17 protein-coding genes are annotated in these 15,637 nt (G+C 61.0%); 8 read left to right on the top strand and 9 right to left on the bottom strand.

The genetic code is table 11. The features are described from left to right. The first annotated feature begins 30 nt into the window (after positions 1–30). Entirely contained in the window at positions 31–717 is a 687-nt protein-coding gene (locus tag EP007_RS06155; protein ID WP_128476811.1) for a DUF7504 family protein, read from the top strand. Positions 718–1,061: 344 nt separating this feature from the next. Here the strand turns inward: EP007_RS06155 and EP007_RS06150 are convergent, their stop codons facing one another. Further along, complete coding sequence (locus EP007_RS06150; protein WP_128476810.1) at positions 1,062–1,499, bottom strand: hypothetical protein; 438 nt, start codon at positions 1,497–1,499, stop codon at positions 1,062–1,064. 110 nt (positions 1,500–1,609) lie between these two features. Between EP007_RS06150 and EP007_RS06145 the strand changes: the two genes are divergently transcribed. The 4 genes from EP007_RS06145 to EP007_RS06130 all read left to right on the top strand — a co-directional run bounded on the left by EP007_RS06145 (position 1,610) and on the right by EP007_RS06130 (position 5,141). Beyond that, entirely contained in the window at positions 1,610–2,392 is a 783-nt protein-coding gene (locus EP007_RS06145) for a hypothetical protein (RefSeq protein ID WP_128476809.1), read from the top strand. Positions 2,393–2,484: 92 nt separating this feature from the next. Further along, positions 2,485–3,441 carry a succinylglutamate desuccinylase/aspartoacylase family protein gene (locus EP007_RS06140; protein WP_128476808.1) on the top strand — a complete coding sequence of 319 codons (957 nt, stop codon included), beginning with the start codon at positions 2,485–2,487 and terminating at the stop codon, positions 3,439–3,441. 1 nt (position 3,442) lies between these two features. Next, positions 3,443–4,603, top strand: a complete 1,161-nt coding sequence (locus EP007_RS06135) for a threonine synthase (protein ID WP_128476807.1) — start codon at positions 3,443–3,445, stop codon at positions 4,601–4,603. A 13-nt stretch (positions 4,604–4,616) separates the two neighbouring features. Continuing rightward, positions 4,617–5,141 (top strand): NUDIX hydrolase, encoded by a 525-nt coding sequence (locus EP007_RS06130; protein ID WP_128476806.1) that lies wholly within the window; start codon positions 4,617–4,619, stop codon positions 5,139–5,141. Here EP007_RS06130 and EP007_RS06125 read toward each other — a convergent pair whose 3' ends face one another. After that, the gene (locus EP007_RS06125; RefSeq protein WP_128476805.1) at positions 5,142–6,473 is read right to left on the bottom strand and encodes a tRNA(Ile)(2)-agmatinylcytidine synthase; all 1,332 of its coding nucleotides are present in this window, start codon (positions 6,471–6,473) and stop codon (positions 5,142–5,144) included. A gap of 150 nt (positions 6,474–6,623) precedes the next feature. On the opposite strand from EP007_RS06125, the gene EP007_RS06120 reads away from it, so the two are divergent. Together EP007_RS06120 and EP007_RS06115 are read left to right on the top strand one after the other, a co-directional pair. Continuing rightward, on the top strand, positions 6,624–7,583 hold the full coding sequence (locus EP007_RS06120) for a transcriptional regulator (RefSeq protein ID WP_128476804.1): 960 nt from the start codon (positions 6,624–6,626) through the stop codon (positions 7,581–7,583). 83 nt (positions 7,584–7,666) lie between these two features. Next, positions 7,667–9,175: an SIR2 family protein gene (locus EP007_RS06115; protein ID WP_128476803.1), complete on the top strand. Its 1,509-nt coding sequence runs from the start codon at positions 7,667–7,669 to the stop codon at positions 9,173–9,175. A 26-nt stretch (positions 9,176–9,201) separates the two neighbouring features. Here the strand turns inward: EP007_RS06115 and EP007_RS06110 are convergent, their stop codons facing one another. Further along, a complete protein-coding gene (locus EP007_RS06110) occupies positions 9,202–9,459 on the bottom strand; it encodes a glutaredoxin family protein (protein ID WP_128476802.1) in 258 nt (85 codons plus the stop codon). On the opposite strand from EP007_RS06110, the gene EP007_RS18125 reads away from it, so the two are divergent. Next, positions 9,458–9,580, top strand: coding sequence for a hypothetical protein (locus EP007_RS18125; RefSeq protein ID WP_281062937.1), 123 nt, complete (start codon positions 9,458–9,460; stop codon positions 9,578–9,580). The two genes, EP007_RS06110 and EP007_RS18125, sit on opposite strands and share 2 nt — an antisense overlap. A gap of 234 nt (positions 9,581–9,814) precedes the next feature. Here EP007_RS18125 and EP007_RS06105 read toward each other — a convergent pair whose 3' ends face one another. From EP007_RS06105 to EP007_RS06080, 6 genes are all read right to left on the bottom strand, one after another. Beyond that, positions 9,815–11,251, bottom strand: a complete 1,437-nt coding sequence (locus tag EP007_RS06105) for an arylsulfotransferase family protein (RefSeq protein WP_128476801.1) — start codon at positions 11,249–11,251, stop codon at positions 9,815–9,817. A 68-nt stretch (positions 11,252–11,319) separates the two neighbouring features. After that, a complete protein-coding gene (locus EP007_RS06100) occupies positions 11,320–12,741 on the bottom strand; it encodes an NCS2 family permease (RefSeq protein WP_128476800.1) in 1,422 nt (473 codons plus the stop codon). 146 nt (positions 12,742–12,887) lie between these two features. Beyond that, a complete protein-coding gene (locus EP007_RS06095; RefSeq protein ID WP_128476799.1) occupies positions 12,888–13,604 on the bottom strand; it encodes a phosphoribosyltransferase family protein in 717 nt (238 codons plus the stop codon). A gap of 162 nt (positions 13,605–13,766) precedes the next feature. Further along, positions 13,767–14,288 (bottom strand): orotate phosphoribosyltransferase, encoded by a 522-nt coding sequence (gene pyrE / locus EP007_RS06090; RefSeq protein ID WP_128478520.1) that lies wholly within the window; start codon positions 14,286–14,288, stop codon positions 13,767–13,769. 114 nt (positions 14,289–14,402) lie between these two features. Further along, on the bottom strand, positions 14,403–14,762 hold the full coding sequence (locus EP007_RS06085) for a winged helix-turn-helix transcriptional regulator (RefSeq protein ID WP_128476798.1): 360 nt from the start codon (positions 14,760–14,762) through the stop codon (positions 14,403–14,405). A 201-nt stretch (positions 14,763–14,963) separates the two neighbouring features. After that, positions 14,964–15,509, bottom strand: coding sequence for a CDP-2,3-bis-(O-geranylgeranyl)-sn-glycerol synthase (locus EP007_RS06080; RefSeq protein WP_128476797.1), 546 nt, complete (start codon positions 15,507–15,509; stop codon positions 14,964–14,966). Positions 15,510–15,637 lie beyond the last annotated feature (128 nt).

Raw genomic sequence — 15,637 nt, 5'->3', positions numbered from 1 at the left:
TAAATAATATGTAGTAGTTTATAGTTCTATATGAGCGACGACACGACCGGTGTTCCGATAGGCGAGGTGCGTTTGAAACTCCGACGGTTGAAACAGCGGGGCTGTAACCTGCTCGTGACCGGAAACGTCCGCGAAGAGGTGTCTCGGCGCGCGACGCGGAAACTCCTCGGTGCGCCCGAGGTCTCGCGCAGTCGCCTCCTCGCGCTGACCGACCGCGACAGAGAGGATGCGGTCTCCCTGCTCCCCGACGATGTCGGCGTGACTGACGAGCGCGTGCGCTTCGTCGGATACGACTGTGACACGCGGACCGCGGCGTCCTCGGTCGCTTCCGAGTCGGTCGCTACCGACGCGTCCCAGTCCGCGTGCGACCTCGACGGCTTTCAGACCGCGCTCTGCAACGCGATGACGACCGCCAAGATAGCCCAGTCGGGTCTCGAACCCGCCGAGTTCCGCCTCTCGCTATACACGCTCTCGTATCTCGTGAACCGCCACGACGAGACGGCGATAGACCGATTCCTCAGCGCGCTCGGCGACCACGTCCGCGGCGTCGGCGGGATGGCCCACTACCACCTGCCGGTCGCCGACGACTCGAAGCCAGTCCAGCGATTCGGCCCGCTGTTCGACGCGCGAATCGAACTCCGCGAGAAAAACGGCCGCCCGGAGCAACGCTGGCACTTCCCGGACGACGACTGCTCGACGGTCTGGTTCGGCCTGTAGGACGCCCGACCGCTCGCACCGAACACCATTCCGTCGCTCCTCGTCGCTTTTTCTTTGTTCGTCGTCTCGGCGTCTGCCTTGTTTTTGAGTATAGCTTCGTAGTCGGTTGTCTGCGAACGCTCGTCCTTTTTCGCTGATAATGAAGGCGGTCAGCATGACCTTCGAATCGGTACAATCTAAAATTACAATATAGATTATAGATGAATAAATTGATGTGGGTGGATATAATCCTATAGGAACGGCTGAAGAGAGCCGTTACACTCCGCACTTTCGGATAACAGCGCCTATACTGACTAGTATCCGGAAATCTGGGGCTCTCGATACTATCGAGTTAAGAGCTACCGTTATCTCGAATGGGTTGCAACTACTTCCTCTTTGAGAGGTGTATTATGAATAATATCTACAGATGAAATAGACGAGTTAATAGAATTAACTATTAATTCATAAGTGACTATCGAGTCACAGTTGACGCAGTGTTCTCCCTCGGGGGTCTGTTCGAACTTTATTTCTATAGTTGCGGTAGATTCGTCACTAGGTCCGAGCGATTCGATGATTGTTTTATAGCATCCCTTTGGGAGTACGGCAGTACCGGTAATCTCCACGCCGGATTCATCCCAATCTGCCTGTGTATTCGGCTCACCTTCACCACATTGTGTACTAGTCCAAGTAAATGTAGAATTTACTTTAGGTTCTACTCTATCGTCTTTGAATAATGAACTGCAACCACTGAGGCATGTTATAATTCCAACTCCGGATAGACGGGCAACTGTTCTTCGACGCATGGAAATTCCTACGGGAGGTATATATAAAAAGATTATCAGCTCCATAGTCAAAAAACATTATAGATAATTCATTTAGAAAGATATAATATAGAATAGAAAAAGATAGGAATATGAATCGTAGAAGATTCATAAAATCAATTGGTAGTGCAGGACTTACAACCAGTGCTCTTAGCACGTCAACCGTTTCGGCCTCGCCCGAGAAAGGTATATACGCTGCTTTAAAACAGCTTTTGCGAAACGGGAAGACCGAGCAGGCAAATAAGCTCTGTGATCAGCACGGAATCAATTACACTTATAATACAAAACCGTTCTCGCAGAAAGTAAAGAGGCACAATAAGAAGTCGAATGGTGATGTCTCGACTGAAAAAAGGTTTGCTGACCCAGATGATGACCCTGACTCCAGTATTAGTATCGGTGGGTATTCTGTCGGTAATGATAACGGCGACGGTCATCAACACTTTGTCTTCCAGTGGGACCTTGCATCCGCACGTGGCGTTGATTGTCACGGTCCTTACGACGGGGCCGCAATCTCGTTCTCGGAGGATATCTATCGAAACATTCCCGATACCCAAACTGGATCAGACGGTCTTATCGCTGAAAAGAAGACATCCGTACATGGCTACTACGCCAAAATTAAGACAGGAAACAAAGTCGGCTCTTACACACCGAAAACAGGCTTTATCGAATGCGAAGTAGATGCTCGAGACGATGAACAGGGTTCGGATACAACCATTTACGGTCAGTTCATCCATACTTGGGATCCTTTCTGCGCACCGTCTAATTGGAGCGTTAGCTGGGGTCTTCCGGGTGCTAACTCATTCGATGTCGGTATTACTGGTAGTGCTCAAAAGTGGAGTTCATATGTGGATGCCACACATACAGCAGTAGAATAAATTAGTTAGTACCTCTATTTTTCGATGCTTATATGACTCTCACTTCGCCAAGACCGAACCGCTAAAGGGCGTGTAGGCGTCCGTTATGGGTAATGAAGACGCTCGGAACGGCGAGTGCGGCCCCCGGCGAAATCGACACCGGGCGGTTGCAGGTTGGCGAAACGCGCGACGGCGGCGAGTTCGGTCTCCCCGTCGCAGTCATCAACGGTGCCGCGGACGGGCCGACGCTGTACGTGCAGGCCGTCAGCGACGGCGACGAACTGAACGGTCTCGGCGTGATTCAGCGGGCCATCCCCCAAATTTCGCCCGCTGACCTTTCAGGCACAATTCTCGTGGTCGGCATCGTCAACTACCACGCCTTTCAGGTCGCCGAACACCGCAACCCCATCGACGACACCAAGATGAATCGCACCTACCCCGGCGACGAGTCGGGGTCCTCCAGCGAGCGCATCGCGGCCGCCACCTTCGAGGCCGCGTCGCGGGCCGATCTGATTCTGGACCTGCATCAAGGCTCTACGAGCCAGATGCTCAACGAGGTCCGCGTTCGCTGTGGCCAGCGCCATCGCCTCCACGAGGAGTGTCTCGAACTCGCCAAGGTGTTCGGGTGCGGGCACGTCCTCGACCAGAAGGGACCGGACGGCCAACTCGCCCGCGCCGGTCCCGACGAGGGAATCCCGACCATCGACCCCGAACTCGGCGGCTGTGTCGGGTGGGACGAAGAAAGTATCCAGTACGGCGTCGAAGGTGTGTTCAACGTCCTGCGCTACTACGGCTTCCTCGACGGTGACGTGGACCTCGAACCCCAGACGCGCGCGACCGGCTTCGACCGCTACGGGTCGCCCTCGGGCGGTCTCGTCCGATTCCGGAAGGACCTCGGCGACCGGGTCACGGTCGGCGACGTTCTCTTCGAGGTGACTGACCCCTTCGGCCAGTTGAAGGCCGAAGTCACCGCCGACGACAGCGGCGTCTTCTGGCGCTCGCGCCGACTGCCCCAAGTGGCGACCGGCGAGTACGTTTGTTCGGTCGGCACCAGCGTTGACGAGTTCTGATATGTCGAGAGACCGCTCCGACACTGAGGACGCGGCCGCTGGCGACCCTGCTTGCCCCGACCTCACCTGCCCCGACTGCGGCCGAAGCTACGACGCTGGACCGGACGAACCGTGGCGCTGTGACTGCGGCCATCCCCTCGAACTCGCCGCCCGACCGCTTCCCGAGGGTCCCGCGCCCGACTTCACAGACCTCGACACCCGCGCTGGCCTGTGGGCCTTCGAGAAGTTCCTCCCGTTCTCGGCCGCGGTCACGCTCGGCGAGGGGTTCACGCCCCTGCAAACCCCTGACTCCAAATCGTGGGGTGAGAACGTCCAGTTCAAACTGGAGTACGTCTTCCCCTCCGGGAGTTTCAAGGACCGCGGCGCGACCACGACGCTCTCGCGCGCTGCCCAACTCGGCGTCGAAAAGGTCGTCGAGGACTCGTCGGGCAACGCGGGCGCGGCCATCGCCCAGTACGCCGCCCGCGCGGGAATCGACGCCGACATCTACGTCCCGGCCGACGCCAAGCAGTCGAAACTCGCCGCCATCGAGCGCGTCGGGGCGACACCAGTCCGAGTCGAGGGTACGCGACAGGACGTGACCGACGCCTGTATCGAAGCCGTCGAATCCGACGACGAGGCTGGCTGGTACGCCAGCCACGCGTGGAACCCGGCGTTCTTCGCGGGCACCGCGACGTTCGCCTTCGAAGTCGCGGCACAGCGCGACTGGGAGGTTCCCGACGCCGTGGTCACGCCGCTGGGCCACGGCACGCTCTTTCTCGGGGCTTACCGGGGCTTTCGCGCCCTGAAGGACGCTGGCTGGACCGACCGGATGCCCCGCCTGTTCGGCGCGCAGGCCGCCGGGTACGCGCCAATCGCCGCGGAACGCCACGGTGCTGACGAAGCCAGCGGCGACAACTCGGTCGCCGACGGCATCCAGATTCTCAACCCCGCCAGAAAGAGCCAGATTCTCGACGCCATCGAGGCGACCGGCGGCGACGCAATCGCGCTTGACGCCGAGCCGGTCGCCGACGCGCTCGACTGCCTCCGCCGCGGCGGGTTCTACACCGAACCGACCTGCGCGGTCGCGCCCGCCGCCCTCGCACAGTTCCGCGAGCGCGGCGCGATAGCGCCGGACGACGACGTGGTGGTTCCGCTGACGGGGAGCGGATTGAAATCATGAGGGGTGAGAGGGCGTGACGACCTATCCCGCGAACTTCTGTCCGCACTGCGGGACGGCGCTCTCGACCCGCGAAATCGAGGGGCGCGAGCGCCAGTTCTGCCCGGACTGCGAGCGCGCTATCTGGCGGAATCCGGTCCCGACGGCGGGCGTCGCCGTCGTCGGAAGTCAGGGCGTTTTGCTCACCGAGCGTGCGGTCGAACCGGGCGTCGGTGACTGGGCGGTCCCCGGCGGTCATCTCGAACTCGAAGAGTCCCCGCGAGAAGCCGCGGTCCGCGAACTCCGCGAGGAGACCGGCGTCCGCGCCGACCCCGCGGACCTGACGCTCCTCGATACGTTCTCGGTCACGCAGTTCGAGGGCAAGCGAGTCGTCTCCGTCGGGTTCGCGGTTCAACGTGAGGACACCGACGGCGAACCCCACGCGGGGACGGAGGTGACGGACGTTCGGTGGGTCACGCCCGACTCGTTCGCCGAGACCGGCGAGGCCTTCCTGCCGCCACACGGCGAGCGATTCCGAAAGGCGTGGGACAGTCTGGGATAGCTACTTCTCGGGGTGAATCGGCGCGTCGAACCCGCCCCGAATCAGGGGCTTGGCGATGTGTCTGCGCGCCTCCGGGGGCACCTCGTACCATCCGACCGCCAACTCCCGTTCGACCTCGCACTCTACCTTCCCGTCAGCACTCGTCTTGCAGTCCCGACAGCGGTAGCCCTGTCCGGTCCCGGCGCTCTTCATCGACCGGCCACAGTCCGGGCAGTCCGGCGTGGCGAGTTCGGTCCGATTCAACTCGCGGACCGCGAACTTTTCGAGTTTGAGGGTGCCGTCCGAGACCTCGCCGCAGGCCGCGATGCGGTCGCCGGGCCGGAGCGCGCGCACTCGGTCCCGGAAGCGTTTGGTCGGTTCAAAGGCGGCGCACCGAATCTCTGCGTCCGACTCGGGGTCCGCCAGTTCGAAGAAGACGTGGCCGCCGCGCCGGGTCTCGGGCGCGTCTGCGACCGTGCCCTCGACGCGGTAGGCCCGGCCGTCCTCAACCTCGCCAATCGCTCCGTCTCGGAGATGCGCGTCGGTCCCCTGATTCGTCACGAACAGCGCCCTGTGCGAGACCGGTTCGCTCTCGATGGCCTCGGCCACCTCTCGGACGGTCTCGGGGTCGTCGCCGCGGATGCCGTGGAGAATCGGGCCGGGCGTGTGCGGAACACAGACCAACTCGCCGGTCTCGCGGTCCACGGTGTCCCACGCCGCGGGATACGCCGCGGTCGCGGCGTCGAAAACCGATTCGGCGTCCACCTCGCGGGGCGTCCCGACGCGCTCGGGGTCCCGATACGAGATGCACTCGTAGGTCCAGTCGGCGCGGGCGACTCCGCCGGAGTCGCCCTCGTCAGTCGCAGGGCGAGCGTCGTCTCCGCCGCCGAACGCCGCCCACGCGCCGACCGCCGCGAGCGCCCCGATTTTCCCGCGGCCCACCTTCCACCCCGCGCTCCGGTAGCCCGCGGTCTCGATTAGCTCCTCGGCGTCCGCGACCGCGAGTCGGTCGCGGACCGCCTCACAGGCGAACTCGGCCACCGAGTCGGGAACCTCCTCGGGAGACTCCGGCGCGACGACGAGACCGGGATTGGTCCGCGGGTCGTCGGTCTCGGCGACCGCCGCGACCTCCTCGCGGGCGATTTCGAAGGCGGTCTCGGGGTCGGCGTCGGTGTGAACCGCGAGCGCGGCGTTTCCGCGGGTCTTGTGCTCGACCGCGGGGTTGAGGCGGACGAGGAGCGACCGCTCGACGGCGGCCTCCGCACTGACGCGGTCGGCGATTTCGGCCGCGAGATACGTCGTACACATCCCCAGTTCGCGGGAGTCGGTGTCGTCGATACCGATGACTGTCACTGCTCTCGCTTGGCGCGTCCCGGACTAACGGTTTTCGGAGCGGTCACGTCTATGGTTATCAAACTATCGCCGCTCGTCCGGCCAATCGCAAGCAGGAGCGGTGATACGGCCAGCACAACGCATTTATAGGGGAATCACTTACATGCGGGTATGTCCCGGTCTGCACTGGTCGGGAACGTGACCGCGATGCTGGAGGACGCGGGATTCACCGTAAGTGACCGGTGCGCAATCCGACCCAAGAGCTTCGACGTGGCCGCGCGGCGCGGACGCGACCTGCTCTTGTTGAAGGTTCTGGCGAACGTGGACGCGTTCGACGGAGCGACCGGTCTGGAGATGCGACGACTCGGCGAATACCTCAACGCCACGCCGGTTGTCGTCGGCCTTCGGACCCGCGACGAGGAACTGGAACCGGGCGTCGTCTACTTCCGACACGGCGTCCCGGTATTGAGTCCTGACACGGCGATGGAACTGTTCGTGGAAGGAATGTCGCCGCTGATTTACGCCGCGCCCGGCGGTCTCTACGTCACCATCGACGGCGACGTACTGCGCGACGAGCGCGAGGAACGCGGCTGGAGCCTCGGCCGCCTCGCCAAGGAACTGGGCGTCTCGCGGCGAACCGTCTCGAAGTACGAGGACGGCATGAACGCCAGCGTGGAGGTCGCGCTCGAACTCGAAGACATGTTCGAGGGCGACCTGACCAGCCCCGTGGACGTACTCGACGGGGCCGACGAGGTCCGCGAGGGCGACCCCACGCCAGACGACCCCGAACCCGAGGACGACGACGAGCGCATCGTCACGGTGCTGACCCGCGCGGGCTTCGAAGTCCACCCCACAGTCCGCGCGCCCTTCAAGACCGTCAGCGAGGACAACGATAGCGAGGAGAACGTCCTGACGGGTCACTCTGCGTTCACCAAGGCCGCCGAGAAGCGCGCCCGCATCATGTCCTCCATCGGTGAGGTCGCCCAGACGCGCTCGGTCTACTTCGTGGACGAGGCCAAACGCGAGAGCGTCGATGGCACGGGCTTGGTCGAGCGCGAGGAGTTAGAGGACATCGACGACCCCGACGAACTGCGCGAGTTGATTCGGGAACGCGGCAAGAACCCGGCGTAACAGTTGCTTTTGAAGATCTCATACTCTCGACTACCAACTGCATAATAAGATTTTTACGCTCAGCATCTATAAAGGAGTTAACAATGACTGATGGGGAGATTAATACAGCAACTGTAACACAGTTAATCAGAGCTGTGAAAGAACGCAAAAACTACGCATTTCTTATAGGTGCTGGGACGTCACGACCTCGTCCAGCTGAAATTCCTACTGGCGGCGAACTAATCGAAATCTGGCAGAAAGAATGCTATGATCATGAAAATCCTAAGGTTGAATTTGATAACTGGGTTGGTAATAAACAGAAAGAGATAGATTATGACAAAAGTAGATATGGGTTTTGGTTTGAACAACGTCATCCAACTCGCGGAGAACGAAGAGAAAGGATTCAAAAACTTGTAAAGGATGCGGATCCAAATTTCGAACACGTCATTCTTGCTTCTTTGATGGCTGAGAATTTTGTTCCCCATACTCTCACACCGAATTTCGATGATTTGCTGTTCAAAGCGTTTTATTTATACTTGGAAGATAAACCGCAAGTGATAGATCATCGGGCTATTGCGCCCGAGTTTAGACTCACACATAGTAAATCGGCAATTGTGAAACTCCACGGGGATTACCTTTATGACAATCTCCGAAATACTACTAACGAGACAGGATCAAATGCATTAGACGAAGCGATGAAAGATGCGCTTCAACAAACAGTAGAGGAATATGGGTTAGTAGTTGTTGGCTATAGTGGGGAAGATGACTCAATTATGGATCCTCTTATTGAAGCTGAACTTTCAGAGTATGGCATTTACTGGTGTGTCCTGGATTCTAACGCTGTTTCTAAGAAGGCAGGAAAACTGCTAGAACAACCAAACACATACTTGGTGGAAATTGATGGATTTGGAAGCTTGATGAGAAAATTCGGGAGCCGAATTAATGATCTCGAACCTCCTAAGCCAGATGAAATTATTGAAAGAGCTGAACAAAGAGCCGATATGCTAAAAGGAACTTTGGAGGAAAGTAAAGAAGCAGCAACTGACGATGAAGAAGAAGAGTATATAAGTAAAATATCAAGGCTCTGGCAGTGTGAAACCCTTATTAAGAAGGGAGAATGTAAAGAAGCAATTAATCTTTGTAACGAAGTTCTTGAAGAAGATCCCGAATTTGGCGACGCTTATGGCCAGCGTGGACTTGCAAAACATAAACTAGGTAACTATGAGGGGGCAATTAAGGACTACAGCAGGGCAATAGAGTTCGGGGCTGACCCAACATTCGTCCTCCATAACCGCGCGGAGGCAAGAATACAAGCGAATAAGTTTAAGAAAGCAGAGCAGGATGCAGCCAAAATAAAAGAGGAGAGTGAATCAATAGAACACATTGCATCAGGAACACTCCTTCGACTTATATCGAGAATAGCAACTGGGGAAGATATAACCGGCGAGGAAGAAGATGAGTATCGGGACTTTTGTGAGAAAGAATTTTCTACAGCATGGGAATTTGAAGAAATTGACTCTTGGATAAAAGATTCAAATCTTGGATCGGAGAAGAAAGTCAAAATTGAAGAACTGGTCGACTTACTCCGCGAACATAAAGATAAATCTAATTAAAAAATGATTAATGTGGTAAGCGGTTATTACGCCGCGCCGCTACCGTACTCCTCGTCGAGGTACTCCACGATGTCGTCGCTCTCGGGCATCCCTTCGACGCCGTTCTCGTTGTCCACCAGCACGGGGACCCCGCGCTGTCCGCTGACTGCCTCCACTTCGTCGCGCTCGGACTTGGGACCGGCGACCTTGTGCGACTCGTAGTCGAGACCGAGTTCGTTGAGTTTGTCTACCACTTTCGCGCAGTACGGACAGCCGTCGAGTTCGTACAGTTCGAGATTCGCCATGTTTGTGCGTAGGAACGTTGTGGGCAAGAGCGTGGTGGTCGCGGAAGGGTGTGACGCGAACTCGGGAGACGCGGTTTTGGTGGTGCTGGTTGCTTTCGACGCCGAGAAGTTGTCGCTGTGAAGAATGAAGCTGACTCGTCGGCGCTAGCTACTGCCGACGCCAATCAAACCGCAACTGCGCCGCACCGCACAGCACCGCATCAGCCTCATACCTCCCCAACCTCCTGCGTTGCTCGGTCTCCGCTTCGCTCCGACCTGCGCTACTCGTCCCTCGCGCGGTTGGCGCGGCCCACGAGGGGCCGCGCCCCACGCGCCGGGCCTGAGACGTTCCGGAGAGCGCACGCCGAGGAACCCCTCACTCGGTCGCTCGCCGGACCCGACCGGCCAGTCCCGAAAGCCCGCGGCGAATCCGCCGTCGCTGATACACCGCCTCGCCGAGACCCCACACGAGGAGGACGCCGCCCGCCAAAACTGCCCCAAGGAACTCCCAACTCGTCATCCATATCGGGCGAATCCACGGCGTGACGTGCGCCCACGTCCGGGCAAGTTCGTCGGCCTGCGTGGCGACTGGCGTCCCCTCAAACGTCTCGTCAAGCCAGAACGAGACCGTCTTGCTGTCCTCGCCCGTGACCTTCAGGCCGCTCCCGCTGAGGTTGTAGTCGCCCGATTTCCCGAGGTCACGCATCGTCGGCCCGCCGGGTTCGTCGCCGTACTGGATGCGCTCTACGTCGTAGGGTGCCCACGGCGCGTGGAACTCCCAGACGATTTCGCCCTCGGGCGTCGTCTCGAAGACGCGGTGGTGCATCGTGTCCACGACGAGCGTGTTCCCGTTGGGCAGGCGGTCGGCGTCCCGCGGCCAGTTGAGACCGCGCGTGCCGACGCTCCACGTCTCGGTCCATCCGCTTCCGACCGCGGCGTCGCCGTCGGTCTTGGCGTACTCCACGAGGCGGTCGTTCTCGCTGTCGGCGACGAGCATCGTCGGGGTTCCGTTCTCGCTTTCGAGGTACTGGGGGTTGTGCTGTTCGTACAGCGTGTCGTAGTCGCCGTCGCTCCCCAGTCGCGTCGTCACGCTGTCGGTCGAGCGGTTCACGACGATGACTTGGTCGAAGTTCCGCGGCGAGACCAGATACTCGCCCTCCCCGATTTTGTCCACGTCGTTGACGTGGGTCCAGTCAGCTTTCCCGCCGCCGCCCGAAGTCTCGTAGCCGTGGGTCTTGAACTGCCACTCCCAGACCGTTTCGTCGGTCGTTCGGTTGTAGACGAAGATGCGGTCCTCGCGGTCCGGCGCGCGCATGTTGGCGACCAGCAGTTGGTCGCCGTTGATGAGGTCCACGTCGTGAGTATCGTGAATGGGCAGGCGCTCGGTCCAGACGCGCTCTTGGGTTTCGGGGTCGAGTTCGTAGACAAGCGTCGCGTTCGGCGTCGTCGCGGTCACGAGGAGATTCCGATTTTCGAGTGGGTCCACGTCGTAGAACCAGCGGGCGTCGAAGCCTGAGCCGTCGTGGACCCACTTTACGTTCCCGCGGGGACCGACCGCGACGAGGCGCGCCGGTTTGTCCTCGTTGGCCATCCCCTGAAAGTGAAAGCCCTGAATCGAGATGATGGTCGTGCCGTTTGCGGGGTCGTCCACGGATGCGCGGAGGTTCGTCGGGTTCTCCGTCGTGGCGACGTGGGTTGCGCCGGAGATGGCCGCGGGCGCGACCAGCGAGACGACCAGCAGGGCCGCGACGCCGCGGACGACCCACCGGCGCGAAACGTCGCGGAGCGAGTCGGGGCGAGAAGACGGGGTCATGTCACCGACCACGAAAGCGACCGAATTAAAATTGGGTGTCCGGCGGGGAACCCGACGGCGGGCGTCGATTAGACGTTACCTTGCAGTATCCCGCTCGTCCGGACGAAAAAGTAGAGGACGAACGCGGCCGCCAGCGCCCAGTGGCCGGGCCGGGTGTCCTCGAGTTCGCCCGCGGCGAGTTTGACGATGGGGTACGAGACGATGCCCGCGGCGATGCCGTAGGCGATGGAGAACGCGAACGGCATCAGCAGGATGGTCATGCCCGCGGGGACGACGTTGGTGATGTCGTTCCAGTCGATATCCACTACGTTCTGGAACATCACGACGCCGATGACGACCAGCGCGATGTGGGAAGCGTACATCGGAATCGCCGCCGCGATGGGGATGAACGCCAGCGCGAGCAAGAACAGGATTGCGACGGTGAGTGCGGTCATGCCGGTTCGACCGCCCTCCTCGACGCCGGAGGCCGACTCGATGTAGGTCGTGACCGTCGAGGTGCCGAGCATCCCGCCGACCGTGGTTCCGACGGCGTCGGCCATCAGCGGCCTGTCGATGTCCGGGAGATTCCCGTCCTCGTCAAGGAAGCCCGCCATCTGCGAGACGCCCGTGAGGGTGCCCGCGGTGTCGAAGAAGTCCACGAAGAAGAACGTGAAGACGACGAGCGAAAACGAGAACGCCTCGATGTTCTCGATGCCGGTGAGGAAGGCGCCTGCCAGCGGCGCGATGTTGTACGTCGCTTGCGTCGAACCGGGAGTCAGCGTTCCGCCGGGCACGACGCCGAACCACTCCAGACCGTACCCCAGCGCGGACGTAAAGATGATACCGAGGATGATGGAGCCGGGAGTCCCGCGGGCGTACAGCGCGAAGGTGACGAACAGACCGACGACTGAGACGATTGCGACTGGACTCTGTCCGATAGGGGCGAGCGCGACGATGGTTCCGGCATCGCCCGTGATGATGCCCATCGCTTCGAGTCCGATGATTGCGAGAAAGAGTCCGATACCGGTTCCCACCGCCAGTTTCACCGGTTCCGGAAACAACCGAATGACGTACTCGCGCGCCCCGACCGCGGTGAGCGCGATGAAGACGATTCCCTCGACGACGACGGCCGCTAAGGCCGTCTGCCACGAGATTCCCATCCCGAGGACGACGGTGAACGCGAAGAAGGCGTTCAGGCCGAGTCCCGGCGCTTGCGCGAACGGGCGGTTCGCGTAGAACGCCATCACCAGCGTCGCCACCGCGGCGGAGATGAGGGTCACGACCGCCAGCATCGACTGGGTCTGGCTCGCGGAGTATCCCTGTAGTTGGATGGCCTGCGCGAGGATGGAGGGGTTGACCACGACGATGTAGCTCATCGTCAGGAACGTGGTCACGCCCGCGAGAATCTCCGTCCGAAGGTCTGTACCGTGTTCTTCGAAGCCGAAGTACTCCGCGAGCGCACCGGTCGCACCCGAGTCGGAGCGAGAGTCCGTGGTTTCTTCAAGCCCCATGTTGCACGACTGGGCATAGTCCCGAAGGCGTACTTAAAAATTCCCATCGGAACCCGTCACGTATGCACAAGTGTGGGTATATTTTGGATGAATTCCGTGATGAAACCCGAAAGTCTGCACGGACGTGCCTATACTCGGCGCTTCGACTACGCCTCGTAGGTCGTCAGCGCGCCCACCGGGGCGTCGGTTCGGCCTTTCGCGCGGTCAAGTCCCTCGTCTCCGGCCGCGATGAGCGCGAAGACGCCGCCGACGCGGGCGTCCGCGCGGTCCACGATGTCCAGCAGTAGCTCTTGGGTCTCGCCCGACCGGATGAGGTCGTCCACGACTAGTACGGTCTCTCCGGCGTCGATGGCCGAGGACGGCAGGTAGTAGGTGAGTTCGATGCCCGACTGGAGGCGCTGGCGCGACTCGATGAACTCCTCGACGGCGGTCTCCTTGGACTTCTTGGCGTAGGCGACCCGCGCGTCGAAGTTCCGGGCCATCGCGGCCCCCAGAGTGATGCCGTCGGTGGCCGCGGTCAGCACCACGTCCGGGCGCTCGAAACCGAGGCTTTCGGCCGCGACGGGAGCCACGAGGTCGAGAAACGACTGGTCGAAGACGACGCTGGAGTTGTCCACGTACCCCTCGTCGTCGATTCGAATCCGGGCCTCCAGCTCGGCGGCGAGTTCGTCGCGGCCGACACCGCCGACGATGTCCTCCGCACGGTCCACGCTCGGCAGGACGTGGCCGTTGACGTAGCGGTTCAAATCGCCCGCCGGGAGGTCGGTCACCTCCGCGAGTTCGTCGTACGTTCGCGTCTCTTTTAACATTCGGAGGACGGCGACCGCCTGCAACTGCAGGGTCGCCTTCTCTGCGCGGTTCATATCCCGTTCAGTCGTATTCCACGAACTTGAATAGACCGATAGGCGATGCCAAGGATTTTGGCAGAAGTGCGCAATCATGTGTAGGCGCGGTTACGTGATCGTGCATCTTCGTGAGTGCGTAACCGCGCGTCGTCGCGCGCAGTCGAAATATCGAAATCGCGGTTACTCGGCGTCGAGCAGTTCGCTCGCGGTCAACAGCGATTCGAGTTCCACGTCGTGGGCGGCCAGATTCTCGGCCGCGCCCTCCTCGCGGTCCACGACGACGAGGACGCGGTTCACCGTCGCTCCGGCGTCGCGCAGGGCTTCCACGGCGTCGGCGGCGCTCTGGCCGGTCGTGGCGATGTCTTCGAGGACGACAACCTCCTCGCCCTCGTCCAGTCGGCCCTCCACGAGGTTGGCTGTCCCGTACTCCTTTTGCTGTTTCCGGGCGATGACGTAGGGCGTGCCAGTCTCGACGCTCGTAACCGCCACGAGCGGGACCCCTCCGAGCGCGACGCCAGCCAACTTTTCGTCGTGGACGCGCTCGGCGAACGCTTCGGCGATGCGTTCGAGACAGTGAGGGTCGGTCTCGAAGAGGTACTTGTCCACGTAGTAGTCGCTGGTGCCGCCGTGGGAGAGTTCGAATTCGCCGTACTTGACCGCTTCAGCGTCACGGAGCGCCGCGATGAGTTCGTCGTTCGTCACCGCGGTGTGGTCCTCGCTCGTCATGTGGAGGACTCGGGGCGGCGGGAGTGATAAGGAGTTCCGTTTGCCGCGAAGCGACGCCGCTCCGACGGTCGCGTTCGGGCGAGCGCGACCCTACTGCTCGGCGGCGCAGGTCTCGACCCACTCGTCGGCCCAGCCTTCCAGTTCCGCGAAGACGGGACAGAGCTGTCGGCTTTTCTCGGTCAGACTGTAGTAGGTGGCGATGGGCTTGTCCTCGACGCGGCGGTTCACGAGACCCACTTCCTCCAAGTCGTCGAGGACGCGCGAGAGCGTCCGTGAACTCGCGTCGGTCGAACGCTGGAGTTCGTTGAACCGCTTCTCGCCGTCGCCGTGGAGGTCGTGGAGGATGATGAGTCGCCACTGCGAGCCGATTTGCTCGATGGCTTCGACCACCGGGCAGGCCTCGGCGTTCTTCGTCTCGGTCGTCTCGGACTGGGAGTGGATGGACGACATAGTAGTAGCTACTCTCCGTATCATCGGCAAGTCCACAAATAGGTTCCGACTAGAAGTAGGTAACTTCTCGAAACCTACTGTCGAAGTTCTAGTTCGGTCGAACGTCGGCCTCCGAACGCACCGCGATTTGCAGGAGATTTCGCCGCGTGTGTTAGCGAGCGCAATCGCCGTCGGCGACTGCGCTCGCAATAAAATGGTCCTCTACCACGGTTCGTCTTTCAGACCGAGGGCGTAGGCGATGGCGTTCGTCACCAGATGCAACAGCGGCGTCACGACGACGACGACGGCGACCACTGGGAGGGTGAACACGTCGCCGAACCACGCGGGCGCGGCCAGAAACGCGAACAGGAGCGCGAACACCACGAAGTCGAGTTGGTCCACGCCGGGGAACGCCGCGCCGCGCTGGCGGCCGGTCCGTCGCTTGAGGAACGACGCCGCGATGTCGCCAGCCATCGCACCCGCCGGGAGCGCCAGCAGGACCGTTGCCGGGAACGTCGGCAGCGAGACCCCGAGCAGGTCCGATGCGTTCGACGCGACTGCGTTGAGGACCAGTCCGAGCGCCGCGCCCACGAGGGTTCCTACCGCGGTCCCCCGCCACGTCTTGCCGTCGCCGAGGACTCGGCGTCCGTTCCACGTTCGCCCGCCGTCGATGGGGCGGCCGCCGCCCGCCAGCACCGCGGCGTTGTTCGGGACGTACGCGGGCAACATCGCCCACAGCGCGATTGCGACTGTTTCGAAGACACCCATGTCTCGGTACGCGAAGGCCGGGACCTTAACGCGGGTGGTTCGCTGGCAGCGTCCCGACGCGTTTTCGCCCCGAAGTCGCCGGGCGTTCGAGTCCGGAACGAACGTCTTCGGATGTCTCCCGCCCGGAA

Origin of the sequence: Halorussus pelagicus, assembly GCF_004087835.1 — an archaeon.
Classification (GTDB): domain Archaea; phylum Halobacteriota; class Halobacteria; order Halobacteriales; family Haladaptataceae; genus Halorussus; species Halorussus pelagicus.
Note: the sequence above shows the minus strand (reverse complement) of the source record. Positions and strands in the feature narration are given on the sequence as shown.